The 23,291-nt window shown below is 59.3% G+C and carries 22 protein-coding genes; 10 read left to right on the top strand and 12 right to left on the bottom strand.

Annotated features, from left to right (window positions below):
• Positions 1-5 precede the first annotated feature (5 nt).
• On the top strand, positions 6-1,109 hold the full coding sequence (recF, locus tag J2Y56_RS06480) for a DNA replication/repair protein RecF (protein WP_310349323.1): 1,104 nt from the start codon (positions 6-8) through the stop codon (positions 1,107-1,109).
• A 5-nt stretch (positions 1,110-1,114) separates the two neighbouring features.
• Entirely contained in the window at positions 1,115-3,532 is a 2,418-nt protein-coding gene (gene gyrB / locus J2Y56_RS06475) for a DNA topoisomerase (ATP-hydrolyzing) subunit B (protein WP_007948108.1), read from the top strand.
• 90 nt (positions 3,533-3,622) lie between these two features.
• On the opposite strand, the gene J2Y56_RS06470 is transcribed toward gyrB, so the two are convergent.
• The 5 genes from J2Y56_RS06470 to glyQ form a co-directional block, all read right to left on the bottom strand.
• A complete protein-coding gene (locus J2Y56_RS06470; RefSeq protein ID WP_007948109.1) occupies positions 3,623-4,336 on the bottom strand; it encodes a CatB-related O-acetyltransferase in 714 nt (237 codons plus the stop codon).
• Positions 4,337-4,655: 319 nt separating this feature from the next.
• On the bottom strand, positions 4,656-5,435 hold the full coding sequence (locus J2Y56_RS06465) for a lysophospholipid acyltransferase family protein (protein WP_310349318.1): 780 nt from the start codon (positions 5,433-5,435) through the stop codon (positions 4,656-4,658).
• A gap of 78 nt (positions 5,436-5,513) precedes the next feature.
• On the bottom strand, positions 5,514-6,053 hold the full coding sequence (gene gmhB / locus J2Y56_RS06460) for a D-glycero-beta-D-manno-heptose 1,7-bisphosphate 7-phosphatase (RefSeq protein WP_310333316.1): 540 nt from the start codon (positions 6,051-6,053) through the stop codon (positions 5,514-5,516).
• Positions 6,054-6,057: 4 nt separating this feature from the next.
• Positions 6,058-8,112, bottom strand: a complete 2,055-nt coding sequence (gene glyS, locus J2Y56_RS06455; protein ID WP_007948112.1) for a glycine--tRNA ligase subunit beta — start codon at positions 8,110-8,112, stop codon at positions 6,058-6,060.
• A complete protein-coding gene (glyQ, locus tag J2Y56_RS06450; protein ID WP_003213601.1) occupies positions 8,109-9,062 on the bottom strand; it encodes a glycine--tRNA ligase subunit alpha in 954 nt (317 codons plus the stop codon). Before glyQ ends, glyS begins: the two co-directional genes overlap by 4 nt.
• Before the next feature lie 81 nt (positions 9,063-9,143).
• Between glyQ and tag the strand changes: the two genes are divergently transcribed.
• The 3 genes from tag (at position 9,144) to J2Y56_RS06435 (ending at position 10,941) form a co-directional block, all read left to right on the top strand.
• On the top strand, positions 9,144-9,701 hold the full coding sequence (gene tag, locus J2Y56_RS06445; RefSeq protein WP_007948114.1) for a DNA-3-methyladenine glycosylase I: 558 nt from the start codon (positions 9,144-9,146) through the stop codon (positions 9,699-9,701).
• A 40-nt stretch (positions 9,702-9,741) separates the two neighbouring features.
• Complete coding sequence (locus J2Y56_RS06440) at positions 9,742-10,629, top strand: lysophospholipid acyltransferase (RefSeq protein ID WP_150779558.1); 888 nt, start codon at positions 9,742-9,744, stop codon at positions 10,627-10,629.
• 72 nt (positions 10,630-10,701) lie between these two features.
• Complete coding sequence (locus tag J2Y56_RS06435; RefSeq protein WP_007948117.1) at positions 10,702-10,941, top strand: PilZ domain-containing protein; 240 nt, start codon at positions 10,702-10,704, stop codon at positions 10,939-10,941.
• Here the strand turns inward: J2Y56_RS06435 and J2Y56_RS06430 are convergent, their stop codons facing one another.
• The 5 genes from J2Y56_RS06430 to def form a co-directional block, all read right to left on the bottom strand.
• Positions 10,942-11,256, bottom strand: a complete 315-nt coding sequence (locus J2Y56_RS06430; RefSeq protein WP_310349315.1) for a tetratricopeptide repeat protein — start codon at positions 11,254-11,256, stop codon at positions 10,942-10,944.
• 140 nt (positions 11,257-11,396) lie between these two features.
• The gene (trkA, locus tag J2Y56_RS06425; protein ID WP_007948119.1) at positions 11,397-12,770 is read right to left on the bottom strand and encodes a Trk system potassium transporter TrkA; all 1,374 of its coding nucleotides are present in this window, start codon (positions 12,768-12,770) and stop codon (positions 11,397-11,399) included.
• A 21-nt stretch (positions 12,771-12,791) separates the two neighbouring features.
• Positions 12,792-14,102, bottom strand: a complete 1,311-nt coding sequence (gene rsmB / locus J2Y56_RS06420) for a 16S rRNA (cytosine(967)-C(5))-methyltransferase RsmB (RefSeq protein ID WP_310349311.1) — start codon at positions 14,100-14,102, stop codon at positions 12,792-12,794.
• Positions 14,099-15,058, bottom strand: coding sequence for a methionyl-tRNA formyltransferase (gene fmt / locus J2Y56_RS06415; RefSeq protein WP_310349308.1), 960 nt, complete (start codon positions 15,056-15,058; stop codon positions 14,099-14,101). The genes rsmB and fmt overlap by 4 nt, the downstream gene beginning before the upstream one ends.
• Before the next feature lie 72 nt (positions 15,059-15,130).
• On the bottom strand, positions 15,131-15,637 hold the full coding sequence (gene def / locus J2Y56_RS06410) for a peptide deformylase (RefSeq protein ID WP_007948122.1): 507 nt from the start codon (positions 15,635-15,637) through the stop codon (positions 15,131-15,133).
• A gap of 171 nt (positions 15,638-15,808) precedes the next feature.
• Between def and J2Y56_RS06405 the strand changes: the two genes are divergently transcribed.
• From J2Y56_RS06405 to J2Y56_RS06395, 3 genes are all read left to right on the top strand, one after another.
• Entirely contained in the window at positions 15,809-16,834 is a 1,026-nt protein-coding gene (locus J2Y56_RS06405; protein WP_007948123.1) for a LysM peptidoglycan-binding domain-containing protein, read from the top strand.
• 81 nt (positions 16,835-16,915) lie between these two features.
• Positions 16,916-18,016: a DNA-processing protein DprA gene (gene dprA / locus J2Y56_RS06400; protein WP_310349304.1), complete on the top strand. Its 1,101-nt coding sequence runs from the start codon at positions 16,916-16,918 to the stop codon at positions 18,014-18,016.
• Between the two features lie 54 nt (positions 18,017-18,070).
• Complete coding sequence (locus tag J2Y56_RS06395) at positions 18,071-18,628, top strand: L-threonylcarbamoyladenylate synthase (protein WP_007948125.1); 558 nt, start codon at positions 18,071-18,073, stop codon at positions 18,626-18,628.
• Between the two features lie 116 nt (positions 18,629-18,744).
• Here the strand turns inward: J2Y56_RS06395 and J2Y56_RS06390 are convergent, their stop codons facing one another.
• A complete protein-coding gene (locus tag J2Y56_RS06390; RefSeq protein ID WP_007948126.1) occupies positions 18,745-19,722 on the bottom strand; it encodes an NADPH:quinone reductase in 978 nt (325 codons plus the stop codon).
• Between the two features lie 179 nt (positions 19,723-19,901).
• Between J2Y56_RS06390 and hemF the strand changes: the two genes are divergently transcribed.
• Together hemF and aroE are read left to right on the top strand one after the other, a co-directional pair.
• Positions 19,902-20,816, top strand: a complete 915-nt coding sequence (hemF, locus tag J2Y56_RS06385; RefSeq protein ID WP_310349300.1) for an oxygen-dependent coproporphyrinogen oxidase — start codon at positions 19,902-19,904, stop codon at positions 20,814-20,816.
• Positions 20,817-20,829: 13 nt separating this feature from the next.
• Entirely contained in the window at positions 20,830-21,651 is an 822-nt protein-coding gene (aroE, locus tag J2Y56_RS06380) for a shikimate dehydrogenase (protein WP_007948128.1), read from the top strand.
• Between the two features lie 22 nt (positions 21,652-21,673).
• Here the strand turns inward: aroE and J2Y56_RS06375 are convergent, their stop codons facing one another.
• The gene (locus tag J2Y56_RS06375; RefSeq protein WP_310349295.1) at positions 21,674-23,242 is read right to left on the bottom strand and encodes a SulP family inorganic anion transporter; all 1,569 of its coding nucleotides are present in this window, start codon (positions 23,240-23,242) and stop codon (positions 21,674-21,676) included.
• Positions 23,243-23,291: the final 49 nt, after the last annotated feature.

Genomic DNA, 23,291 nt, shown 5'->3' with positions numbered 1-23,291 from the left:
GCTAGATGTCGCTAAGTCGCGTCTCGGTCACCGCGGTGCGCAATTTGCACCCGGTGACCTTCTCCCCCTCCCCCCGAATCAACATTCTTTACGGCGCCAACGGCAGCGGCAAAACCAGTGTTCTGGAAGCCATCCATCTGCTGGGGCTTGCCCGTTCGTTTCGTAGCAGCCGTCTGTTGCCGGTGATTCAATACGAGCAATTGGCGTGCACCGTGTTTGGCCAGGTTGAATTGGCTGAGGGTGGGCACAGCGCGTTGGGTATCTCGCGTGACCGTCAGGGTGAATTTCAAATTCGCATCGACGGTCAGAATGCCCGCAGCGCGGCGCAGTTGGCGGAGATCCTGCCACTCCAGCTGATCAACCCTGACAGCTTCCGCTTACTGGAAGGCGCGCCGAAGATTCGGCGACAGTTTCTCGACTGGGGCGTGTTCCACGTGGAACCGCGTTTCATGTCCACTTGGCAGCGCTTGCAGAAGGCCCTGCGCCAGAGAAACTCTTGGCTGCGACATGGTACACTTGACGCCGTTTCGCAAGCGGTTTGGGACAGGGAACTGTGCCAGGCCAGCGCAGAAATAGATGAATACCGCCGCGCTTACATCAAAGCCTTGAAACCAGTCTTTGAACAGACCTTGAGCGAACTGGTTGAGCTTGAAGGCTTGACCCTCAGCTATTACCGAGGCTGGGACAAAGACCGCGAACTGAGCGCCGTACTCGCTGGGTCCCTTCACCGGGACCAGCAAATGGGTCACACCCAGGCTGGACCACAACGCGCTGATTTGCGCCTCAGACTGGGCGCACATAATGCCGCGGACATTTTGTCCCGGGGTCAGCAGAAGTTGGTGGTCTGTGCATTGCGGATTGCCCAAGGGCACCTGGTTAGCCAGGCCCGACGCGGCCAGTGTATTTATCTGGTGGATGACCTGCCGTCCGAACTGGACGAGCTTCACCGCCGCGCGCTTTGCCGCTTGCTGGAAGACTTACGCTGCCAGGTCTTTATCACCTGTGTAGATCACGAATTATTGAGGGAAGGCTGGCAGACGGAAACGCCAGTCGCTCTGTTCCACGTGGAACAGGGCCGTATCACCCAGACCCACGACCATCGGGAGTGAAGGCATTGAGCGAAGAAAATACGTACGACTCAACGAGCATTAAAGTGCTGAAAGGCCTGGATGCCGTACGCAAACGTCCCGGTATGTACATTGGTGACACCGACGATGGCAGCGGTCTGCACCACATGGTGTTTGAAGTGGTCGATAACTCGATCGACGAAGCTCTCGCCGGCCACTGCGACGACATCAGCATCATCATTCACCCGGATGAGTCGATCACCGTTCGTGACAACGGCCGTGGCATCCCGGTAGACGTTCACAAAGAAGAAGGCGTGTCGGCAGCCGAGGTCATCATGACCGTGCTGCACGCCGGCGGTAAGTTCGACGATAACTCCTACAAAGTGTCCGGCGGTCTGCACGGTGTAGGTGTGTCGGTAGTGAACGCACTGTCCAAGGAGCTGATCCTGACGGTCCGCCGCAGTGGCAAGATCTGGGAACAGACTTACGTCCACGGTGTTCCGCAAGAGCCGATGAAGATCGTTGGCGAGAGCGAAACCACAGGCACCCAGATTCACTTCAAGCCTTCGGCTGAAACCTTCAAGAACATCCACTTCAGCTGGGACATCCTGGCCAAGCGGATTCGTGAACTGTCCTTCCTCAACTCCGGTGTCGGCATCGTCCTCAAGGATGAACGCAGCGGCAAGGAAGAGCTGTTCAAGTACGAAGGTGGCCTGCGTGCGTTCGTTGAATACCTGAACACCAACAAGACTGCGGTCAACCAGGTGTTCCACTTCAACATCCAGCGTGAAGACGGCATCGGCGTGGAAATCGCCCTGCAGTGGAACGACAGCTTCAACGAGAACCTGTTGTGCTTCACCAACAACATTCCTCAGCGCGATGGCGGTACTCACCTGGTGGGTTTCCGTTCCGCACTGACGCGTAACCTGAACACCTACATCGAAGCTGAAGGTCTGGCGAAGAAGCACAAAGTCGCGACCACCGGTGACGACGCCCGTGAAGGTCTGACCGCGATCATTTCGGTGAAAGTACCGGATCCGAAGTTCAGCTCCCAGACCAAAGACAAGCTGGTGTCTTCCGAAGTGAAGACCGCAGTTGAACAGGAAATGGGCAAGTACTTCTCCGACTTCCTGCTGGAAAACCCGAACGAAGCCAAACTGGTCGTCGGCAAGATGATCGATGCGGCGCGTGCGCGTGAAGCAGCGCGTAAAGCCCGTGAGATGACCCGTCGTAAAGGCGCGCTGGATATCGCCGGCCTGCCGGGCAAACTCGCGGACTGCCAGGAAAAAGACCCTGCCCTGTCCGAACTGTACCTCGTGGAAGGTGACTCTGCTGGCGGCTCCGCCAAGCAGGGTCGCAATCGCCGCACCCAGGCCATCCTGCCGCTCAAGGGCAAGATCCTGAACGTCGAGAAGGCACGCTTCGACAAGATGATCTCTTCGCAAGAAGTAGGCACCTTGATCACCGCGCTGGGCTGTGGCATCGGCCGCGACGAGTACAACATCGACAAGCTGCGCTATCACAACATCATCATCATGACCGATGCTGACGTCGACGGTTCGCACATCCGTACCCTGCTGCTGACCTTCTTCTTCCGTCAGCTGCCGGAGCTGATCGAGCGTGGCTACATCTACATTGCGCAGCCACCGTTGTACAAGGTCAAGAAAGGCAAGCAAGAGCAATACATCAAAGACGACGACGCCATGGAAGAGTACATGACGCAGTCGGCCCTGGAAGATGCAAGTCTGCACCTGAACGAAGAAGCACCGGGCATCTCCGGTGAAGCGCTTGAGCGTCTGGTGAATGACTTCCGTCTGGTAATGAAGACCCTCAAGCGACTGTCGCGTCTGTACCCGCAGGAGCTGACCGAGCACTTCATCTACCTGCCAGCGGTGAGCATGGATCAACTGTCCGATCACGCAGCGATGCAAGATTGGCTGGCTCAATACGAAGTACGCCTGCGTACCGTCGAGAAATCCGGCCTGGTGTACAAAGCCAGCCTGCGTGAAGACCGTGAACGTAACGTCTGGCTGCCAGAGGTCGAACTGATCTCCCACGGCCTGTCGAACTACGTCACCTTCAACCGCGACTTCTTCGGCAGCAACGACTACAAGACGGTCGTTTCCCTGGGCGCTCAATTGAGCACCCTGCTCGACGACGGCGCGTACATCCAGCGTGGCGAGCGCAAGAAGCCAGTCACCGAGTTCAAGGAAGCCCTTGAATGGCTGATGGCTGAAAGTACCAAGCGTCACACCATCCAGCGATACAAAGGTCTGGGTGAGATGAACCCGGATCAGCTGTGGGAAACCACCATGGACCCAGCACAGCGCCGGATGCTCAAAGTGACCATCGAAGACGCCATTGGCGCAGACCAGATCTTCAACACCCTGATGGGTGATGCGGTCGAACCTCGCCGTGACTTCATCGAAAGTAACGCACTGGCGGTTTCCAACCTGGACTTCTGATCCAGAGAATCTGCCAAACAAAAAAGGCCAACGTTTAACGTTGGCCTTTTTTATTGTCTGGTTTAAGACGGGAACGTTGTCCCCATCGATTTACAGGGAGGGCAGGACGCTGCACTTTTTGCGAGTGATTTGAATCTGCTTATAGCGGGCACGACCTTCTTCAGGCCTGTCTGCCAATAGCGCTAAAGTGGTGTGTGGATCATTCAACGGCAACGTCTTGAGCAATTCGACATCATGATCCCACCACTGGCTACTGATCAGTTTTTCAATTAGCTCAGGTGCATGCCGATACTTGACGACTTTTGCAGGGATCCCGGCAACGATAGCGTAGGGTGGCACGTCATGGGCAACCAAAGCGCGGGTTGCGATAATTGCACCTGTGCCGACTGTGACCCCTTCCAGGATCATCGCACTGTGCCCAATCCAGACATCGTGGCCAATCGTGACATCAGCAACCTCGGGATCGTAAGTCAGGTCCGTATCGGTGTACTGAAAAGGATGTGAACTGAGCCAGTCTGACGGATGTGAACTCTTTTGCTGTCCGATAAAACAGCCACTGCCAATAGAACAGAATCGACCAATAGAAGCGACTGCAGATAGGACGCAATCACTTCGGATATAGGTATGGGCACCGATTCCCAGTTTTTTTGATTCTATGACCACATACCCCAGAGATACCCCCTCTTCCAGAGTCAGCGTCGATCTCTTGAACAACGACAACACACCGCCTGCCACTTTGCATTTATGCCTGCGAATCCATTTCTTCCAAAAATGATTTCGGACGGTATCGATGATTTTTTTCATAAGAATTTATTTAGACATCCGTTATAGGGTTGCATCGCCCTATGAGCCAATGGACGAGTCTAAATGAATCGGCGCAAGAGATGAAATGTTAGGACCTGTGTCAAAACGAGCACCGCCACGCCGAATTCCATAGAGTGGAAAACAGCAAATGGAGGGCATAAAAAAACCGGCTATATCAACCGGTTTTTTTGCTCCCTGAAAAAACTTATGCACCAATTTCAGCGTTTTATGTGTTTAAGAAATATGTATATAAATCAGTAACTTAAATAACAAAATCGCTAGATTTCGAGAAAACGGTACACAGGTTATCCACAGAATCTTAGACAGCCACTTGATCACTGGCGGTTGGTGCCGCGGGGGCCGCGGGCAGCGAGCCCATTTCCCGTTGCATCTGCTCGTTCCAGGCTTGCACCCGGTCGTTCAGATCGGCGATGGCGCGCGGCCCGCTACCCTCGGCGTACATCGGTGCGCCTATGATCACGGTGATGACACCATGCTTCTTCGCCCAACCGGTTTTTGGCCAAAACTTGCCGGCATTGTGCGCAATCGGCAGTACCGGAAGCGCGGCGTTAACGGCCAATGCGGTGCCACCGCGCGAGAACTTGCCGATAGTGCCAAAAGGCACGCGAGTCCCCTCAGGGAAAATCAGCACCCAGACGCCATCCCTCAGCAGTTCATCGCCCTTCTTCGCCACATGCTTGAGCGCGGCTTTTGGATTGTCGCGGTCGATGGCGATCGGTCGCAGCATGGCCATGGCCCAGCCGAAGAACGGCACAAACAGCAATGAACGCTTGAGCACCTGGCTCAACGGTTCGAAATAAGCGGATAGAAAGAACGTCTCCCATGTGCTCTGGTGGTTCGACTGAATCACGCAGGGCTGATCAGGCACGTTCTCGGCACCCTTCACTACGTAGCTGATGCCCAGGAATATTTTGCTCAGCCACAAGGCGCAGCGGCACCAGTACACGTTGATGAAGCGATAACGCGCCTTGAACGGCAGAAACGGCGCGATGAAAAAGCTCAGGCTGCACCAGAGCAATGAGCTGGTGCCCAGCAGAAGGTAAAAGAGGAAAGTTCTGATGGCCTGCAGTATCGACATGGTGACGTTTACCGTGCGGGCTCTGCCCGTCTATAAGCGCACTCCCGATCAGTCCTTAATCGGAATAATCGAAGCACTTTAATTGTGGATAAGTTCTGCGGCAATCGCCGCCAGATCGTCAAAAATCAAGGTGCCTACCGGTAGGGTCTTGCCCAACGTCTTTTCGCCTTTCCCGGTCTTTACCAAAACTGGCTGTGAGTCGACGGCTTTGGCGGCTTCCAGGTCACCAAGGCTGTCGCCAACGAACCAAAGATGGGTCAGCGACACGTTGTAATGCTCGGCGATGATTTTCAACATCCCGGGTTTCGGTTTGCGGCAATTGCAGCCTTCGTCCGGCCCGTGTGGGCAATAGACGATCAGCCCGACTTCACCGCCCTGCTCCGCCACTAGTGCGCGCAAGCGCTCGTGCATGGCGTCCAGGGTAGCGATGTCGTAATAGCCGCGAGCAATGCCCGACTGGTTGGTAGCGACCGCTACCGTCCAGCCGGCCTTGCTCAACTGCGCGATGGCTTCGATCGAACCGGGGAGTGGAATCCACTCCTCCACCGACTTGATGTAAGCGTCGGAGTCGTAATTGATCACCCCGTCGCGATCGAGAATCAGCAGTTTCAACAGCAACCCCTTAGCTCAGCAACGAAATATCAGCGACGCCGAGGAACAGCCCGCGCAGACGCGCCAGCAAGGCATAACGGTTGGCGCGCACCTTCGCATCTTCCGCGTTGACCATCACCGCTTCGAAGAACGCATCCACCGGCTCGCGCAAGGCGGCCAGGCGGGCCAGCGATTCGCTGTACTGACGCGCGGCAGCCATTGGCTGGACGGCCTGGTCAGCCTGCTGGATCGCCGAGTACAGAGAGAACTCGTTGGCATTGTCGAAGTATTTGGCTTCAACCACTGTCGGAACGGAGCCTTCGACCTTGCTCAGCAAGTTCGATACACGCTTGTTCACGGCAGCCAGGGCTGCAGCTTCCGGCAATTTGCGGAAGGCCTCGACCGCTTGTACGCGCTGATCGAAGTCCAGCGCTGAACCCGGCTTCAGGGCACGAACCGACAGGTAGGTGGCCACGTCGACACCTTCGTCTTCGTAACGGGCACGCAGACGGTCGAAGATGAACTCCAGCACCGCGTCGTTCAGGCCGACAGCCTTGACCTTGGCACCGAATGCATTCACGGCGAAGGCCACGGCGTCGTTCAGGTCGAGTTCAAGCTTCTTGTCGATCAGGATGCGCAACACACCCAGCGCTGCACGGCGCAGGGCATACGGGTCTTTGCTGCCGGTTGGCAGCATGCCGATACCGAAAATGCCCACCAGCGTGTCGAGCTTGTCGGCGATCGCCACGGCCGCACCGGTCAGGGTGGTCGGCAGTTCAGCGCCAGCACCGCGTGGCATGTACTGCTCGTTCAACGCCAGGGCGACTTCTTCCGGCTCGCCGTCATTGAGGGCGTAGTAGTAACCGGCGACACCTTGCATCTCCGGGAACTCACCGACCATCTCGGTCGACAGGTCGCACTTGGACAGCAGGCCCGCACGGGAAGCCCATGCAGCATTGCCGCCAATGCGTTGCGCGATGAATGCGGCCAGTTTGGAAACGCGCTCGGCCTTGTCGTAAACGCTGCCGAGTTTTTCCTGGAACACCACGTTTTGCAGGCGCAGGTTGAAGTCTTCGAGTTTCTGCTTCTTGTCTTGCTTGAAGAAGAACTCGGCGTCGGTCAGGCGTGGGCGTACCACTTTCTCGTTACCGGCGATGATCTGCTGCGGGTCTTTGCTTTCGATGTTGGCCACGGTAATGAAACGTGGCAGCAACTTGCCGTCGGCATCCAGCAGGCAGAAGTACTTCTGGTTGTCCTGCATGGTGGTGATCAGTGCTTCTTGCGGCACGTCGAGGAAACGCTCTTCGAACGAGCACACCAGCGGCACCGGCCATTCAACCAGCGCGGTCACTTCGTCGAGCAGCGCCGGCGGAACAATCGCCGTACCTTCCTGGCGGGTGGCCAGTTCTTCGGTGCGCTTGCTGATGATGTCGCGACGCTCGTTGGCATCGGCCAGCACGTAAGCGGCACGCAAGTCGGCCAGGTAATTGGCCGGCGAGGTGATGCGCACGTTTTCCGGGTGGTGGAAGCGGTGACCACGGGAATCACGGCCGGCCTTCTGGGCGAGGATGGTGCAGTCGATGACTTCGTCACCGAGCAGCATCACCAGCCATTGGGTCGGCCGAACGAATTCTTCCTTGCGAGCGCCCCAACGCATGCGTTTCGGGATCGGCAGGTCGTTCAGCGAATCTTCAACGATGGTCGGCAGCAGGCTCGACGTCGGTTTGCCGGCGATGCTTTGGCTGTAACGCAGCTTCGGGCCGCTCTGATCGATTTCGCTCAGTTCGACGCCGCACTTCTTGGCAAAACCCAGTGCCGCTTGGGTCGGGTTGCCTTCAGCATCGAATGCTGCCTGACGTGGCGGACCATCGAGGTTAATGCTGCGATCCGGTTGCTGGGTGGCCAGCGACGTGATCAGCACCGCCAGGCGACGTGGCGCGGCATAAACTGTTTTGGTTTCGTAATTCAGGCCGGCGGCTTGCAGGCCCTTGTCGATACCGGCGAGGAACGCCTCGGCCAGGGTGTTCAGGGCTTTGGGTGGCAGTTCTTCAGTGCCCAGTTCAACCAGAAAATCCAGAGCACTCATTGTGCAGCCTCCAGCTTGGCCAGTACTTCATCACGCAGGTCCGGGGTCGCCATCGGGAAGCCCAGCTTGGCGCGAGCCAGCAGGTAGGCTTGCGCAACGGAACGCGCCAGGGTGCGCACACGCAGAATGTATTGCTGACGCGCGGTCACGGAAATCGCCCGACGCGCATCCAGCAGGTTGAAAGTATGGGAGGCCTTCAACACCATTTCGTAGCTCGGCAACGGCAGCGGTTGATCGAGTTCGATCAGGCGCTTGGCTTCGCTTTCGTAGAAATCGAACAGTTCGAACAGCTTCTCGACGTTGGCGTGCTCGAAGTTGTAGGTCGACTGCTCCACTTCGTTCTGGTGGAACACGTCGCCGTAGGTCACTTTGCCGAACGGACCGTCAGCCCAGACCAGGTCGTAGACCGAGTCCACGCCTTGCAGGTACATGGCCAGACGTTCCAGGCCGTAAGTGATCTCGCCGGTCACCGGGTAGCATTCGATGCCGCCCGCTTGCTGGAAGTACGTGAACTGCGTTACTTCCATGCCGTTGAGCCAGACTTCCCAGCCCAGACCCCAGGCGCCGAGGGTTGGCGATTCCCAGTTGTCCTCAACGAAGCGAATGTCGTGGACCAACGGGTCCAGGCCAACGTGCTTGAGGGAGCCCAGGTACAGTTCCTGGAAGTTGTCCGGGTTCGGCTTCAGTACCACCTGGAACTGGTAGTAGTGCTGCAGACGGTTCGGGTTTTCGCCGTAGCGGCCGTCAGTCGGGCGACGACTGGGCTGCACATAAGCGGCGTTCCAGGTTTCCGGGCCAATGGCGCGCAGGAATGTAGCAGTGTGGAAAGTGCCGGCGCCTACTTCCATATCGTAGGGCTGAAGTACCACACAACCTTGCTCGGCCCAGTATTGCTGGAGGGCGAGGATCAAGTCTTGGAAGGTACGCACGGCTGGCGTAGGCTGGCTCACGAAATTCACCTGTTTCTTGGGCTGCGATTTAAAGAGCGGGAGTATACCCGATTCATTGCTGCGCACGCCCCCTGGAGCCTTATGCCACGCTGCTTTTGGTGTTCCGAAGATCCGCTGTACATGGCTTATCACGACCAGGAGTGGGGCACGCCGCTACGCGATGCGCAGGGATTGTTCGAGTTGCTTTTGCTCGAAGGGTTCCAGGCCGGCCTCTCATGGATCACGGTCTTGCGTAAACGGGAGCGTTATCGCGAGGTGCTGTTCGGCTTCGATGTCCAGCGCGTGGCACAGATGAGCGATGCGGAAATCGATGAATTGATGCTCGATCCAGGCATCATCCGCAACCGCCTCAAACTCAATGCTGCCCGGCGCAATGCCCAGGCCTGGCTGGCGCTGGAGGACCCGGTGGAGTTTCTCTGGTCCTTCGTCGGCGGTACGCCTGTGATCAATCATTTCAAGGATCGCACTGAAGTCCCGGCCGTCACGCCGGTGGCGGTGGAAATGAGCAAAGGCCTGAAAAAGGCCGGTTTCACGTTCGTCGGGCCGACGATTTGTTACGCGCTGATGCAGGCATCGGGCATGGTGATGGACCACACCCGCGATTGCGATCGCTACGCGACTCTGGCGAACGGCGGTTAGAATAGCCGCCTCGCGCACAGCACAAAATCAGGAGTGACCTGTGGATAAGTTTAAAGGCGCCTTGCTGGTAGGCGCTCTGCGGCTGTTTGCCCTGCTCCCGTGGCGGGCCGTTCAGGCCGTTGGCTCGGCGATTGGCTGGGCCATGTGGAAAACCCCCAACCGTTCCCGCGACGTGGTGCGGATCAATCTGGCCAAGTGTTTTCCGGACATGGACCCCGCCGAACGCGAACGCCTGGTCGGCCAGAGTCTGAAAGACATCGGCAAGTCCCTGACCGAAAGCGCCTGCGCCTGGATCTGGCCGGCGCAGCGGTCCATCGACCTGGTGCGCGAAGTCGAAGGCCTCGACGTGTTGAAGGACGCCCTCGCCTCCGGCAAAGGTGTCGTGGGCATCACCAGCCATTTGGGTAACTGGGAAGTGTTGAACCACTTCTATTGCAACCAGTGCAAACCGATCATTTTCTATCGGCCACCGAAGTTGAAGGCTGTGGATGAATTGCTGCGCAAACAGCGGGTGCAATTGGGCAACCGAGTGGCGGCTTCCACCAAGGAAGGCATCCTCAGCGTGATCAAGGAAGTGCGCAAAGGTGGTGCAGTGGGCATTCCGGCTGACCCGGAACCGGCCGAATCCGCCGGGATCTTCGTGCCCTTCTTTGCCACCCAGGCGCTGACCAGCAAGTTCGTGCCGAACATGCTCGCGGGCGGCAAAGCGGTCGGCGTGTTCCTGCATGCGCTGCGTTTGCCGGACGGTTCGGGTTACAAAGTGATCCTGGAAGCGGCGCCAGAGGCCATGTACAGCACCGATACCGAGACCTCCTGCGCGGCCATGAGCCAAGTGGTCGAGCGTTATGTGCGGGCTTATCCAAGCCAGTACATGTGGAGCATGAAGCGCTTCAAGAAGCGGCCACCGGGTGAAGAACGCTGGTATTGAGTCAACTGGCATGATCTGTGGATAATCCTCGGGCCAGGGTTATCCACAACTGTTCATTTAAGGGCGCAGCAGATGTCCGAACACCGCAAATCGTTTCGCATCAAAATCAGTCATGAAAGCTTCGGCGAATGCCTGGGCCAGACACGCAATCTTTCGACTACGGGCGTCTACGTCAAGCATCCGGGCCTGTCTTCGTTGCCAAAAGGCGCGGTGGTTTACGGGCAGGTGCAGGACTTACCCACAGGTGCGCCGCGTGTGCGCATGGAAGTGATTCAGGTGGATGGTGAAGGGATAGGCCTGCGTTATCTCTGATCAGTGCGCGTTTCGCTCAAGTTTCTTCAGAAACACCGTCATCTCCTTCTCCGCCTGCTTGTCGCCGTGTGCGCGGGCGGCTTCCAGGCCTTGTTCCCACGCTTTGCGAGCCGCCGCGAACTCCTCTTGCGCCAGGTAGGCCTTGCCTAACAGTTTCCAGGCCGCTGAATACTTCGGATCGAATTCGACGCAACGCTGGAAATGTGCGGCAGCCTTGGCGTTTTCCCCAAGATCCAGATAACCCTTGCCCAAGCCAAAACGTAGCAGCGAGTTATCCACACCCTTGGCGAGCATTTTTTCCAGGGATTCGAGCATCAGTGCTTCCTGTGAGTGATGGGTTCAGTGATCGTTCCCACGCTCTGCGTGGGAATACCTCAATGGACGCTCCGCGTCCGCTTCGGTAAGGACGCGGAGCGTCTGGGCTGCATTCCCACGCAGAGCGTGGGAACGATCAGTCAGAAGAAGCTCAACCCCACATGAAACAGCTTCTCCACATCCCGAATGTGCTTTTTATCCACAAGGAACAAAATCACATGGTCGCCGGATTCGATCACCGTCTTGTCATGGGCAATGATCACTTCCTCATCACGAATGATCGCACCAATTGTTGTACCCGGCGGTAAGCCGATGTTCTGGATGGCCTTGCCAATCACCTTGCTCGACTTCGCATCACCATGGGCAATCGCCTCGATGGCTTCCGCCGCGCCCCGACGTAATGAGTGCACGCTGACAATATCGCCACGGCGCACGTGGGCCAGCAAGGTGCCGATGGTTGCCAGTTGCGGGCTGATGGCGATGTCGATGTCGCCGCCCTGAATCAAATCAACGTACGCCGGGTTGTTGATGATCGTCATCACCTTCTTCGCGCCCAGGCGCTTGGCCAGCAGCGAAGACATGATGTTGGCTTCGTCATCGTTGGTCAGGGCCAGGAAGATATCAGCGTCGGCGATGTTCTCTTCCATCAGCAAATCTCGGTCGGAGGCACTGCCTTGCAACACCACGGTGCTGTCGAGGGTGTCCGAGAGATGGCGGCAGCGAGCCGGGCTCATCTCGATGATCTTCACCTGGTAGCGGCTTTCGATGGCCTCGGCCAGACGCTCACCGATTTGCCCGCCCCCGGCAATGACGATGCGTTTGTAGGTTTCATCCAGCCGGCGCATTTCGCTCATTACTGCGCGAATGTTGGCCTTGGCGGCGATGAAAAACACCTCGTCGTCCGCCTCGATGACCGTGTCACCCTGCGGCAGAATCGGCCGGTCGCGACGGAAAATCGCGGCGACGCGGGTTTCGACATTCGGCATGTGTTCGCGCAATTGCCGCAGTTGCTGACCCACCAGCGGCCCGCCGTAGTACGCCTTAACCGCGACCAACTGCGCTTTGCCTTCGGCGAAGTCGATCACCTGCAAGGCGCCCGGATGCTCGATCAGGCGCTTGATGTAGTTGGTCACCACTTGTTCAGGGCTGATCAGCACATCGACCGGGATCGCGTCGTTATCGAACAATTCGGAGCGCGTGAGGTAGGAGGCTTCGCGCACGCGTGCGATTTTGGTCGGCGTATGGAACAGCGTGTGGGCGACCTGACAGGCTACCATGTTGGTTTCGTCGCTATTGGTCACGGCCACCAGCATGTCGGCATCGTCCGCACCGGCCTGGCGCAGCACTGTCGGCAGTGAGCCACGGCCCTGAACGGTGCGGATGTCCAGCCGATCGCCGAGGTCGCGCAGGCGTTCGCCGTCGGTGTCGACCACCGTGATGTCATTGGCTTCACTGGCCAAATGTTCTGCCAGCGAACCGCCGACCTGCCCCGCACCGAGGATGATGATTTTCATCCAGTCACTCCATTCAATCCGTTAACCGCGCGCGGCGGCAATCTTGATCAGCTTGGCGTAGTAAAACCCGTCGTGCCCGCCTTCCTGGGCCAGTAACTGGCGACCGTGAGGTTGCTTGATGCCGGCCGCCGTGGCGAGGTCAAGCTCACGAGCGCCTGGCGTACGGGCGAGGAACGCTTCGATGACTTCGGTGTTTTCGGTCGGCAGCGTGGAACAAGTGGCATAAAGCAGGATGCCGCCAACGTCCAAAGTTATCCACATAGCATCGAGCAATTCGCCCTGAAGCACTGCAAGCGCGGCGATGTCGTCGGGCTGGCGCGTCAGTTTGATGTCCGGGTGACGACGGATGACGCCGGTGGCCGAGCACGGCGCATCCAGCAAGATGCGCTGGAACGGTTTGCCGTCCCACCAGGTGGCGGTGTCGCGCCCGTCGGCGGCAATGAGTTCGGCGCTCAGGCCCAGACGTGCGAGGTTTTCTCGCACCCGCACCAGACGCTTGGCTTCGAGGTCCACCGCCACGACACCGGCCAGTTGTGGCTCGGCTTCAAGGATGTGGCAGGTTTTGCCGCCCGGTGCGCAACAGGCATCAAGCACTCGTTGGCCCGGCGCCAAGTCGAGCAGGTCGGCAGCCAGTTGCGCGGCTTCATCCTGCACGCTGATCCAGCCTTCGGCGAAGCCCGGCAGGCTGCGTACGTCGGCGGCGGCTTCCAGGATGAGGCCATCCTGACTGTAGACACACGGCGTCGCAGCGATCCCCGCTTCGGTCAACAGCCCAAGGTAGGCGTCGCGAGCGTGATGACGACGGTTAACCCGCAGAATCATCGGTGGATGCGCGTTGTTCGCCGCGCAAATGGCTTCCCATTGCTCGGGCCAGAACGCTTTCAGGGATTTTTGCAGCCAGCGCGGATGCGCCGTGCGCACCACCGGGTCGTGTTCAAGCTCGGCCAGCAATGCTTCGCTTTCACGCTGGGCGCGGCGCAACACGGCGTTGAGCAAGGCTTTGGCCCATGGTTTTTTCAGCTTGTCGGCGCAACCGACCGTTTCACCGATGGCGGCGTGGGCCGGGACTCGGGTGTAGAGCAACTGATAGAGACCGACCAGCAACAGCGCTTCGACATCGGCATCCGCCGCTTTGAAGGGCTTTTGCAGCAATTTGGCCGCCAACGCCGACAGCCGTGGCTGCCAGCGCGCGGTGCCGAACGCCAAGTCCTGAGTGAAGCCGCGATCGCGGTCTTCAACCCTGTCCATTTGGGTCGGCAGGGAACTGTTGAGCGAGGCTTTTCCGTTAAGAACAGCGGCGAGTGCCTTGGCGGCGGCCAGACGCGGGTTCATTGAGCGTCCACCGCTTGACCGAGCACGGTGCCGACGGCGAATTTCTCTCGACGGCTATTGAACAGGTCGCTGAAGTTCAGCGCCTTGCCGCCGGGCAATTGCAGACGGGTCAGACACAACGCCTGCTCACCGCAAGCGACGATCAAACCGTCCTTGCTGGCGCTGAGGATTTCCCCCGGTGCGCCATTCCCTTCAGCGAAACTCGCGGCCAGCACTTTCAGCGCTTCGCCGTTCAACGTGCTGTGGGTAACCGGCCATGGGTTGAAGGCGCGGACCAGGCGTTCAAGCTCGATGGCCGGCCGAGTCCAGTCTATGCGCGCTTCGTCCTTGTTCAATTTATGAGCATAAGTGGCGAGGCTGTCGTCCTGCACTTCACCTTCCAGCGTACCGGCGGCGAGGCCGGCAATCGCTTGAATCACCGCCGATGGACCCAGTTCGGCCAGACGATCGTGGAGACTGCCGCCAGTGTCGTCACCCGTGATCGGCGTTATGACTTTGAGCAGCATCGGCCCGGTGTCCAGGCCCAGCTCCATGCGCATCACGGTCACGCCGCTTTCACTGTCGCCCGCTTCGACGGCGCGCTGGATCGGCGCGGCCCCACGCCAGCGCGGCAGCAGGGACGCGTGGCTGTTAATGCAGCCCAGGCGCGGAATATCCAGTACCGCTTGCGGCAGGATCAGGCCGTAGGCGACCACCACCAGCAAGTCCGGCTTAAGCGCTTCCAGTTCAGCCTGAGCGTCTTCGTTGCGCAGGGTTGGCGGCTGCAACACCGGGATGTTGTTTTCCAGTGCGAGTTGCTTGACCGGGCTCGGCATCAGCTTTTGCCCACGGCCCGCCGGACGGTCCGGCTGGGTGTAAACCGCGACGATCTCGTATGGGCTATCGAGCAGGGCCTTGAGGTGTTCGGCGGCGAATTCCGGGGTGCCGGCAAAGACGATGCGCAGTGGCTCAGTCATGTAAAAACTCTCATTTACAAAGCAGTCGCAAAAGAAAAAGGCTTGCCGCAGCAAGCCTTTGAAAGAAGGGCATCAAGCGTTCTGGCGATGGAGCTTTTCCAGTTTCTTCTTGATTCGGTCGCGTTTGAGGCTGGACAGGTAATCGACGAACAATTTGCCGTTCAGGTGGTCGCATTCATGCTGGATGCACACGGCAAGCAGGCCTTCGGCGATCAGTTCGTAAGGCTGGCCGTCGCGGTCCAGGGCCTTGACCTTGACCTTCTGCGGGCGATCGACGTTTTCGTAGAAGCCCGGTACCGAGAGACAGCCTTCCTGATACTGCTCCATCTCGTCGGTCAGGGTTTCGAACTCGGGGTTGATGAACACCCGTGGTTCGGAGCGGTCTTCGGAGAGGTCCATCACCACGATACGTTTGTGTACGTTGACTTGGGTCGCGGCGAGGCCGATGCCTGGCGCTTCATACATTGTTTCAAACATGTCATCGACCAACTGACGCACTTCGTCGTCCACTACGGCCACAGGTTTGGCGATAGTGCGCAGACGCGAGTCGGGGAATTCGAGGATGTTTAAAATGGCCATAAGCTTGATGACTGCACGTGTGAAGTAAGGTCGGGTCGGTCGCCTGGTGAGTCCGAAGAGGCAGGCTACCGTTGTAAAACGTAGCTCCCTTCTCTTCATAAGCAAGCCGGGAGCGAGCCACTGAGGGCTAAAGCGTTTCACGCGAATGCACATAATAAAGGGATTCACCGCATGAGGAAATCACTACTCGCCTTGCTCCTTCTGGCTTCGGCCGGTCTGGCGCACGGGCAAGTGCAACTCAAGGAAGGTTTTCCACAGCAATACACCGTGGTTGCGGGGGACACACTCTGGGACATTTCCGCTAAATACCTGCGCCAGCCGTGGCAATGGCCTGAACTGTGGCAGGCCAATTCGCATATCGAAAACCCTGATCTCATCTATCCCGGCGACTCGCTGTCGGTGGTATACGTCAACGGCCAGCCGCACCTGACCCTCAATCGCGGCGCCTCGCGCGGCACCCTCAAGCTCTCGCCACAGGTGCGCACCTCGCCGGTGGCCGATGCCATCCCGAGCATTCCGCTACGATCAATCAACAGCTTTTTACTGAGCAACCGGATCGTCGACAAGGTCGAGGAGTTCGACAAGGCGCCCTATGTCGTGGCCGGCGATGCCGAACGTGTGCTCAGCGGCACCGGAGATCGCATCTTCGCCCGCGGCCATTTCAATCCAGATCAGCCGGCTTATGGCATCTTCCGCCAGGGCAAGGTCTACACCGACCCCGAGACCCAGGAGTTCTTGGGGATCAACGCCGATGACATCGGTGGTGGCGAAATTGTCGCCACCGAAGGCGATGTCGCGACCCTCGCCTTGCAGCGCACGACCCAGGAAGTGCGTCTCGGCGACCGTTTGTTCAGCGGTGAGGAACGGTCGATCAACTCGACCTTCATGCCCAGTGCGCCGAAAACCGCGGTTGACGGGTTGATCATCGATGTTCCGCGTGGTGTGACACAGATCGGTGCGCTGGATGTGGTCACGCTGAACAAGGGGCAGCGCGATGGCTTGGCCGAAGGCAATGTACTGGTGGTGATGAAAACCGGTGAAACCGTGCGCGACCGGATTACTGGCGAGCCACTGAAAATCCCCGATGAGCGGGCCGGATTGCTCATGGTTTTCCGCACCTACGACAAACTCAGCTACGGGCTGGTCCTCAATGCTTCGCGCTCTCTGGCCATCATGGACAAAGTGCGAAATCCATAAGTCGGCTCCACAAGTTACCAACAGAGTTATCCACAGCTTATTCCCGTTTCGACGGGGCTCATAACGATCAAGGATGATCCAATGTCACTGCCTGCCGTTACACCGGTTTCCCCTGCTGAACTGGAAGCTCGTTTACGTTTGCACCGTTTACCGGAACTCGGCCCGGCGCGGTTCAAGAAACTGCTTGAGGCCTTCGGCTCGGCGTCCAAAGCCATCAGCGCGCCGGCCAGCGCCTGGCGTTCACTGGGCTTGCCATTGGCGTGCGCCGAGGCTCGACGCACCAATGAAGTACGCGATGGAGCCAGCCACGCATTGGCCTGGCTAGAGCGTCCGGGCCAGCATTTACTGATGTGGGACCAGCCTGAGTACCCGGCGCTGCTCGCGGAAATCAGCGACGCACCGCCCTTGTTATTCGTCGCGGGCGCCCCGGGCATTCTGGAAAAACCGCAGCTGGCGATGGTCGGTAGCCGACGCGCCTCACGTCCGGGCATGGACACGGCCGCCGCGTTTTCCCGCAGCCTGGCCGGCGCCGGTTTCGTCATCACCAGTGGTCTGGCGCTGGGCATTGATGCTGCCGCGCATCAAGCCGCTTTGGACGTCGGCGGGCGAACGGTGGGTGTACTTGGCACGGGACTTGAAAAGTTTTATCCACAACGCAATCGACGACTCGCCGATGCCATGATCGCGTCGGGCAGTGCGGTGCTTTCGGAGTTCCCGCTGGACGCCGGCCCTAGCGCCAGCAACTTCCCCCGGCGTAACCGGATCATCAGCGGTTTGTCCCTCGGCGTGCTGGTGGTCGAGGCCAGTGTGGCGAGTGGTTCGTTGATCACCGCGAGGCTGGCAGCGGAGCAAGGTCGCGAGGTGTACGCGATTCCCGGGTCGATTCATCATCCCGGCGCCAAGGGCTGCCATCAACTGATCCGTGACGGCGCGATGCTGGTGGAAACTATCGAACATATCCTCGAAGCCTTGCGCGGCTGGCAACAGATGCCGTTGTCCACCGAGGCACCTTCGGTGACCCATCCGCTGCTCATGTTGCTGCATGCGGCTCCGCACACCAGTGAAGCTTTAGCTATCACCAGTGGCTGGGCCTTGCCCAAAGTGCTGGCCGCATTGACGGAGCTGGAAATGGACGGTCGCGCCGTCTGCGAAAGCGGGCGCTGGTTTGCGCGGGTGAGCTAGGTTTTATAAGGAAGATCGGTAAACTGCGCAGAGCCTTATTCCGGAGAGTTTTTCATGGTCAACAGTTGGCGAGTGCAACAAGCCGCGCAAGCCGTTCGTGCAGGGGCGGTGATTGCCTATCCAACCGAAGCGGTCTGGGGGTTGGGTTGCGACCCGTGGGATGAAGCGGCGGTCTATCGTCTGCTGGCAATCAAGGGGCGGTCAGTGGAGAAGGGCCTGATTCTGGTGGCCGATAACATCCGCCAATTCGATTTTCTCTTCGAAGACTTCCCTGAACTCTGGATGGACCGCATGGCCAGTACCTGGCCGGGGCCGAACACCTGGCTGGTGCCGCATCAGAATCTGTTGCCGCAATGGATCACCGGGGTGCATGAAACGGTAGCCCTGCGGGTCAGCGATCATCCGCTGGTGCGGGATTTGTGCGCAGCGGTCGGGCCACTGGTCTCAACCTCGGCCAACCCACAGGGACGCCCGGCGGCGCGCACGCGGATTCGCGTGGACCAGTATTTCCGTGGGCAGGTGGATTTTGTGTTGGGCGGGAACCTGGGGGGGCGCAAGAATCCGAGCGTTATCCGGGATCTGGCGACTGGCCACGTTGTGCGCCCCGACTGACACCGCGTTATTGTACTTCGCGAGCAAGCCCGCTCCCACACTGGATCTTCAGTGAACACAAAATTTGCGTTCAACAATGATCGAATGTGGGAGCGGGCTTGCTCGCGAAGAGGCCCTCAAGGCAACAAAACAGTCGAGCCAGTCGTGCGCCGCGCCGACAACTCGGTTTGCGCCTTCGCCGCGTCAGCCAACGAGTAGGTGTGGCTGATATCCACGTTCAACTTCCCGCTGCTGATCATTTCGAACAATTCATCCGCCATCCGTTGCAGGTTCTCGGCGTTGTTGGCGTAAGTCGCCAGCGTTGGCCGGGTCACGTACAGCGAGCCCTTCGCCGCCAGGATCCCCAGATTGACCCCGTCCACCGCACCTGACGCGTTGCCAAAGCTCACCACCAGCCCGCGCTGGGATACGCTATCCAGCGACGTCAGCCAGGTGTCTTTACCGACGCCGTCATACACCACCGGCACTTTCTTCCCGTCGGTCAATTCCAGCACACGTTGAGCGACGTTTTCGTGGCTGTAGTCGATGGTTGCCCAGGCGCCGTTGGCCTGGGCCAGTGCGGCTTTCTCGGGGGAGCTGACCGTACCGATCAATTTCACACCCAAGGCCTTGGCCCATTGGCAGGCCAGCGAGCCGACACCGCCGGCAGCGGCGTGGAACAGGATAGTTTCGCCACCCTTGAGTTCATAAGTCTGACGCAGCAGGTACTGCACGGTCAGCCCCTTGAGCATGACCCCGGCGGCCGTTTCGAAGCTGATCGCATCCGGCAGCAGCACCAGATTGGCCTCGGGTAATACGTGAACGTCGCTGTAGGCGCCCAACGGTCCGCTGCCGTACGCCACGCGATCACCGACCTTGAAGCGCGTGACCTCGCTGCCTACCGCTTCGACCACGCCCGCGCCTTCCGAACCCACGCCCGATGGCAAGGCGGGTGGTGCATACAGACCGCTGCGGTAATAGGTGTCGATAAAATTCAGGCCGATGGCCTTGTTGGTGACGCGAACCTGCTGTGGACCGGGCTCGGCGGGTTGGTAATCGACATATTCGAGTACTTCGGGACCGCCATGGGCGCGGAACTGGATACGCTTAGCCATCTGCCTACTCCTTGGGTCTTGGCTACGGGAGGTGTAGCACGAAGCCCCCTATCGAACTCCCAAGCTTGATCTTCGTCAACTGCGGCAGGCCCTTCGGCGATGTTATGCTACGCGCCCATTTGCGCCGGACCCCCGCTCCGATGGAGCGCCGCGTAGCTTTGCCCGATCAAGGTGATGACATGACGACCCGCACCGAGGCCGTAAAAGCCTATCTGCTTGACCTGCAAGACCGTATTTGTGCTGCGCTGGAAGCCGAAGACGGCGGCACGCACTTCGTCGAAGACGCTTGGACCCGGGCTGCCGGCGGTGGCGGTCGCACCCGTGTGATCGAAAACGGCTCAGTGATCGAAAAGGGCGGCGTCAACTTTTCCCACGTCTTTGGCAGCGGTCTGCCACCGTCCGCCAGCGCTCATCGCCCGGAATTGGCCGGCCGCGGCTTCGAAGCCTTGGGCGTGTCGTTGGTCATTCACCCGCATAATCCTCATGTGCCGACTTCCCACGCCAACGTGCGCTTTTTCATTGCTGAAAAAGAGGGTGAGGAACCGGTCTGGTGGTTCGGCGGCGGCTTCGATCTGACGCCTTACTACGGCAATGAAGAAGACTGCGTGCACTGGCACCGCGTCGCCGAGCGGGCCTGTGCGCCGTTCGGTCCGGACGTCTATTCGCGCTACAAAGCCTGGTGCGACAGCTATTTCCACATCAAGCATCGCCACGAGCCACGCGGTATCGGCGGTCTGTTCTTCGATGACTTGAACGAGTGGGACTTCGACACCAGCTTCGCGTTCTTGCGCGCCATCGGCGATGCCTACATCGATGCGTACCTGCCGATTGTGCAACGCCGCAAAAATGATGCGTTCACCGCGAAGCAGCGTGAGTTCCAGGAATTCCGTCGCGGCCGCTACGTGGAGTTCAACCTGGTCTACGACCGTGGCACGCTGTTTGGCCTGCAATCGGGTGGGCGTACCGAGTCGATTCTGATGTCGTTGCCACCGCAAGTGCGCTGGGGCTATGACTGGAAAGCCGAACCGGGCAGCGAAGAAGCCCGCCTGACCGAGTACTTCCTGCAAGACCGTAATTGGTTGGCCGAGGCCTGAACGAGGAGTTCTGATGGACCGTTACGTCGTATTCGGTAACCCGATTGGCCACAGCAAGTCGCCGCTGATCCACCGTTTGTTTGCCGAGCAAACCGCTCAGCAATTGGACTACAGCACCTCGCTGGCGCCGCTCGACGATTTTTCCGACTTTGCCCGGGCGTTTTTCCGTGAAGGTCGCGGGGCGAATGTGACGGTGCCGTTCAAGGAAGACGCCTTCCGCCTGGCCGACAGCCTGACGGAACGTGCGCAGCGGGCCGGTGCGGTAAACACCTTGAGCAAACTCGCCGATGGCACATTGCTGGGCGACAACACTGACGGTGCCGGGCTGGTGCGGGATCTGACGGTCAACGCCGGTTTCAGCCTCAAGGGCAAACGCATCCTGCTGCTGGGCGCCGGCGGCGCGGTGCGTGGTGCGCTGGAGCCGCTGCTGGCCCAGCAACCGGCCTCAGTGGTCATCGCCAACCGCACGGTTGAGAAAGCCGAGTTGCTGGCGGAATTGTTCGCGGATCTGGGACCGGTGTCGGCCAGTGGTTTCGATTGGTTGGAGGAGTCGGTGGACCTGATCATCAATGCGACATCGGCGAGCCTGTCGGGCGATGTACCGCCCATTGCCGGCAGCTTGATCGAGCCGGGTAAAACCGTCTGCTACGACATGATGTATGGCAAGGAGCCGACTTCGTTCTGCCGTTGGGCCACGGAAAATGGCGCGGCCGTCGCGATGGATGGCTTGGGTATGCTCGCGGAACAAGCGGCGGAAGCCTTCTTCCTGTGGCGCGGCGTGCGCCCGGACACAGCGCCGGTACTGGCTGAACTGCGCCGCCAACTCGCCCTTTAAAAGCAATCGCGGGCAAGTCGGATCAGTCTTCAAACCGGATCGGGCATTTCTCCGCCCCTTCAAGCTTCCTCAATTCCTCCACTACCTGCGGCCTTGCCCGCCGCAACGTCAGGCTGCGATCCTGCTTGAGCAGCCGACGCGCTTCCTGATGCAGCATTTCCACCCCTGAATAGTCGATGAAGTTGATCTGCTGCGCCTCGATCACCACCCGCGCGCCGTGCAGGCGTTGCAAGCGCACTTGCAGGTAATGGCTGGCGCCGAAAAAGATCGACCCACCTACCCGCAAAATGTCTTCATCACCCTCGCGAGAATGCTGGACGCGCGGTTGCGAGGTGCGTTTGAGGTAGAAGAACAAGGACGCCAGCACCCCGGCGTAGATGGCCGTCTGCAACTCCAGCAGCAACGTGGCGACACAGGTTAGCGCCATGACCAGGAACTCGGCGTGGCTGACCCGCCACAAGGCGCGAATACCGCGATGGTCCACCAGTCCCCACGCGATTAACAGAATGCTGCCAGCCATGGCCGGGATCGGGATGTGGGCGATCAGCTCTGCACCGAAGATCGCGAACAGCGCCACCCACAGGGCTGAAAATACGCCAGCCATCGGTGAACAGGCCCCCGCGTCGTAGCTCAGGCCCGAGCGAGTAAAGGAACCGGCGGACAGCGAGCCGGAAAAAAACGCCCCGACCATGTTCGATAGGCCCTGGGCTCTGACTTCCTGGTTGGCGTCGATCAACTGCTGCGAGCGCGCTGACAGGGAGCGCGCAATCGACAGACTGGTCACCAGCCCCAACATTCCCACCGCCACTGCGCTGGGCAGCAAACGCAGGATCAGGTCCAGGTCCAGCGGCAACGGGCTGAAGGGTGGCAAGCGCCCGACAAACGCGCTGACCAACTTCACATGGCCGAACATCGCTGGCCAGCACCACACCAGCAATCCGCCCAGAATTAGCGTAATCAGCAAAGTCGGCCAGCGAGGCAGCAACAACTTCAGGACCGCGCCGGCAACGACCGTCGCCAGGCCCAGCGCCAACGAGGGTTTATCCAAGGCGCCGAGATGCTTGAACAGCATCAAAAAACTGTCCAGCGCCGTGGCCTGGCCGGGCAAGTCCAGCCCCAGCAGGTTCGGTAGTTGCCCGATGACGATCACCACCGCTGCACCAAAGGTGAAACCCAGCACCACCGAGTGAGAGATGAAATTCACCAGGGCGCCGAAGCGCAGCAAACCGAGCAACCACTGGAAAATGCCGGCGAGCAACGTCAGAAGCAGGATCAGGGTGACGTAGTCCTCTGACGCGGGAACGGCCAGAGGACTGACGCTGGCGTACAAGACGATAGAAATCGCCGCTGTAGGACCGCAGATCAAATGCCACGACGAACCCCAGAGACAAGCAATCAACACCGGGATGATCGCGGCGTACAAGCCATACTCCGGTGGAAGACCTGCGATCAGTGCATAGGCAATGGATTGCGGCAACGCAAGAATGGCCCCGCTGAGGCCGACGATAAGGTCACGCCCGACGCTGGCGCGGGTTTGCCGGGGCAACCAACTGAGGAAGGGGAAGAGAGAATGGCGGCTGGGGAAGGCCATGGGTCTTCTCGGGTGGGGTTTTGGCGCAAGAGTATCAGGACAAACGCCG

Origin of the sequence: Pseudomonas sp. BE134 (genome assembly GCF_031456105.1) — a bacterium.
Lineage (GTDB): Bacteria > Pseudomonadota > Gammaproteobacteria > Pseudomonadales > Pseudomonadaceae > Aquipseudomonas.
This window is presented reverse-complemented; position numbering and strand designations above follow the sequence as displayed.

Bases quoted from the DNA above. Each gene is read 5' to 3' on its own strand.
- recF (WP_310349323.1), top strand. From the start codon at position 6: ATGTCGCTAAGTCGCGTCTCGGTCACCGCGGTGCGCAATTTGCACCCG.
- hemF (WP_310349300.1), top strand. From the start codon at position 19,902: ATGACGACCCGCACCGAGGCCGTAAAAGCCTATCTGCTTGACCTGCAA.
- J2Y56_RS06470 (WP_007948109.1), bottom strand. From the start codon at position 4,336: ATGAAAAAAATCATCGATACCGTCCGAAATCATTTTTGGAAGAAATGG.
- dprA (WP_310349304.1), top strand. From the start codon at position 16,916: ATGTCACTGCCTGCCGTTACACCGGTTTCCCCTGCTGAACTGGAAGCT.
- J2Y56_RS06465 (WP_310349318.1), bottom strand. From the start codon at position 5,435: ATGTCGATACTGCAGGCCATCAGAACTTTCCTCTTTTACCTTCTGCTG.
- def (WP_007948122.1), bottom strand. From the start codon at position 15,637: ATGGCCATTTTAAACATCCTCGAATTCCCCGACTCGCGTCTGCGCACT.
- glyS (WP_007948112.1), bottom strand. From the start codon at position 8,112: ATGAGTGCTCTGGATTTTCTGGTTGAACTGGGCACTGAAGAACTGCCA.
- J2Y56_RS06430 (WP_310349315.1), bottom strand. From the start codon at position 11,256: ATGCTCGAATCCCTGGAAAAAATGCTCGCCAAGGGTGTGGATAACTCG.
- rsmB (WP_310349311.1), bottom strand. From the start codon at position 14,102: ATGAACCCGCGTCTGGCCGCCGCCAAGGCACTCGCCGCTGTTCTTAAC.
- J2Y56_RS06435 (WP_007948117.1), top strand. From the start codon at position 10,702: ATGTCCGAACACCGCAAATCGTTTCGCATCAAAATCAGTCATGAAAGC.
- J2Y56_RS06375 (WP_310349295.1), bottom strand. From the start codon at position 23,242: ATGGCCTTCCCCAGCCGCCATTCTCTCTTCCCCTTCCTCAGTTGGTTG.
- tag (WP_007948114.1), top strand. From the start codon at position 9,144: ATGCCACGCTGCTTTTGGTGTTCCGAAGATCCGCTGTACATGGCTTAT.
- J2Y56_RS06395 (WP_007948125.1), top strand. From the start codon at position 18,071: ATGGTCAACAGTTGGCGAGTGCAACAAGCCGCGCAAGCCGTTCGTGCA.
- J2Y56_RS06390 (WP_007948126.1), bottom strand. From the start codon at position 19,722: ATGGCTAAGCGTATCCAGTTCCGCGCCCATGGCGGTCCCGAAGTACTC.
- fmt (WP_310349308.1), bottom strand. From the start codon at position 15,058: ATGACTGAGCCACTGCGCATCGTCTTTGCCGGCACCCCGGAATTCGCC.
- trkA (WP_007948119.1), bottom strand. From the start codon at position 12,770: ATGAAAATCATCATCCTCGGTGCGGGGCAGGTCGGCGGTTCGCTGGCA.
- J2Y56_RS06405 (WP_007948123.1), top strand. From the start codon at position 15,809: ATGAGGAAATCACTACTCGCCTTGCTCCTTCTGGCTTCGGCCGGTCTG.
- aroE (WP_007948128.1), top strand. From the start codon at position 20,830: ATGGACCGTTACGTCGTATTCGGTAACCCGATTGGCCACAGCAAGTCG.